This is a genomic window from Aliivibrio sp. 1S128 (genome assembly GCF_001691065.1).
GTDB lineage: Bacteria > Pseudomonadota > Gammaproteobacteria > Enterobacterales > Vibrionaceae > Aliivibrio.
Genome location: NZ_MAJV01000006.1, coordinates 1 through 751 on the forward strand (window position 1 = coordinate 1; position 751 = coordinate 751).

The following is a 751-nucleotide window of genomic DNA, read 5'->3' on the forward strand; positions in this document are numbered from 1 at the left end:
TTGATGCATTTGTTATAAATTTTATGCGCCAGTACCTATTATCTGATTTGGGGTAAGTACTATAGGGGTACCAAAACAAATCCAATATATCACAGCTAAAAGAGCAAAAATCACAACAAAATAAGATAAGAAATCAAGTATATGCGTAATTATAATTTTACTATGTATACAAAACCATTCTTTACCTTTTATATCATAATTTTCAGGCATATCTAATTTTGCTCGATAATAATCACCTCGAAAGTCATTATTCGAATGATTTTCAAATAACTTTAATATTTGGTGATATTCATCTTTGAATTTTTTGTATTTTTCATCATTATGAACTTTATTTTCCTTCTGTAAAAATGGATGCACTTCTTGCTTTAATTCCCCTAACTGAGATGCACACGAGTACATTTTTTCAGAAATGCTAGAGTAATCATTTCTGTCTATCAAAAGTGAATAAACTAAAACAGCAATCGAAGAGAAAGCTTGAAACAAACCAACTAATTTATTGTTTATATTGTTACCTAAAGAATAAGCCTGCATTAGAGTTACTAAAATTAACCCTAAAGAAATAATAACGATGATATAAGCCGAAAGTTTAGAATGTAACTTTAAACGACGAGATGCATTAAATCTGGTTTTAGATGTAGCATCCATTTTTTTATACAAATTTTGAAAACTATTTTCTGTATTTTTCACTGCATTTACTTCTATATGATTAAAAAAATTATAACGCCTGCATAACCAGGGTAAGAGCGTGAAT

At 28.4% G+C, this 751-nt stretch carries 1 protein-coding gene; it reads right to left on the reverse strand.

Going from position 1 to position 751, the window contains the following annotated elements:
* Positions 1-21 precede the first annotated feature (21 nt).
* Positions 22-751 (reverse strand): SLATT domain-containing protein (locus tag A6E03_RS03385; protein ID WP_255310575.1); only part of this gene is annotated, 730 nt, incomplete at its 5' end.